The following is a 1,415-nucleotide window of genomic DNA, read 5'->3' on the forward strand; positions in this document are numbered from 1 at the left end:
TCGTTCTCCTCAAGCACCGTGCTGGCGGAGTGCGGGCTGATCAGGACGTTCGGCATGTCCCAGAGCGGGCTGTCCGCCGGCAGCGGCTCCACCAGGGTCACATCCAGCGCGGCGAAGCCGACATGGCCCGTCCGCAGCGCGTCGATCAGCGCGTCTTCGTCGACGATCTGGCCGCGGGCGATGTTCACAAATGCGATGCCGGGCCGCATCGCGGCAATGGCCGCCGCGTCGATCATGCGTTCCGTCTCCGGCGTATGCGGCACCGTCAGCAGCACCGCATCAGCCCGCCCCAGGACCGCGTGCAGGGCGCCTGGCGGGACGATCTCATCAAACAGGTTGTCATGCGCACGGGCCTTCGTGGGCTCTCGGGCGACAGCGATCACATGCATGTCCAGCGCCTTCGCGAGACGCGCGGAGCCGCGTGCCAGGTCACCGGCGCCCAGGATCACCAGGGTACGGCCGGCCACCGGCGGCTGACAGTAACGCTCCCAGCGATGCGCCCGCTGCTCCGCCTGCAGGTGGGACAGGCCGCGCCAATGGCTGAGCAAGGACATGAAGACGAACTCGGCCAGCGGCTGCGCGTGCGAGCCGCGCGCCGTGGTCACCAGCACGTCTCGGTCATGCAGTCCCAGCCGCCGGACGTGCTGGCCGACACCGGTGCTGGTGGCCTGGATCCAGCGCAGCCCGTCCATCTTCGCGAGATCCTGGGCCTTGGGGATATCCCAGGACACCGTCGCGCGCCGGATCAGCGCGTCCCAGCGCTGCGCCTGCTCCGCATCACGCTGGAAGGGCGCACCGCCGTGGTCGTTCCGGTAGCGGGTCGGGGGCAGCAGGCCTGGCTCGAACAGCACCTCAAGTCGCTTCGGATCCATGGCGCGTATGCGCGCCACATGTCCCTCCTCCAATGGAGAGGAGATCAGGATGGTCGTTCGCTCCACGCTCAGGCCTCACGGAAAATGAGCCATGAGGATGCGGCGCGCATGTCCTTGTGGCAACTTGCCTCTGGCCAAAGGTCAGCGCGGCGTGATCGCCACCGCCTGCACCTCCTCATCCGCCCGAGACCGGAAGGCCAGCCCGGCCTGCCCGGCATTCACCGACCGCAGCAGGCTGACCCCGATGATCAGGCTTTCATCCACCGTGTGCTGCACCAGGCTGCGAAGAAGGCGCGCCCGCTCCGCGTCGTCCAGCGTCGCGCGGGCACGCTGGATCAGCGCATCCGTCTCTGGCCCGCCGAGTCCGGTGAAGTTCAGCGACCCAAGCCCCGGCACCGTGCCCACGGAGTGCAGCTGTGAGCCGAGCAGATAGGACGTCTCGCCCGTCAACGACCCAAAGACGGTGACGAAGGCGCCGTACTCCCGCCGGTTGCGGCGGGTCAGGAAGGTTGCCTGCGGCACCACCTCGACCGTGGTGCGGAT

1 protein-coding gene and 1 pseudogene are annotated in these 1,415 nt (G+C 68.6%); both read right to left on the bottom strand.

The features are described from left to right. Positions 1 to 938 (bottom strand): D-2-hydroxyacid dehydrogenase (locus ACLF3G_RS29405; RefSeq protein WP_430672924.1); only part of this gene is annotated, 938 nt, incomplete at its 3' end. A gap of 75 nt (positions 939 to 1,013) precedes the next feature. Next, positions 1,014 to 1,415, bottom strand: a pseudogene (locus ACLF3G_RS29410) (hypothetical protein); the annotation flags it as partial.

It is taken from the genome of Falsiroseomonas sp. HC035, assembly GCF_050563525.1.
In the GTDB taxonomy this organism is placed as follows: domain Bacteria; phylum Pseudomonadota; class Alphaproteobacteria; order Acetobacterales; family Acetobacteraceae; genus Falsiroseomonas.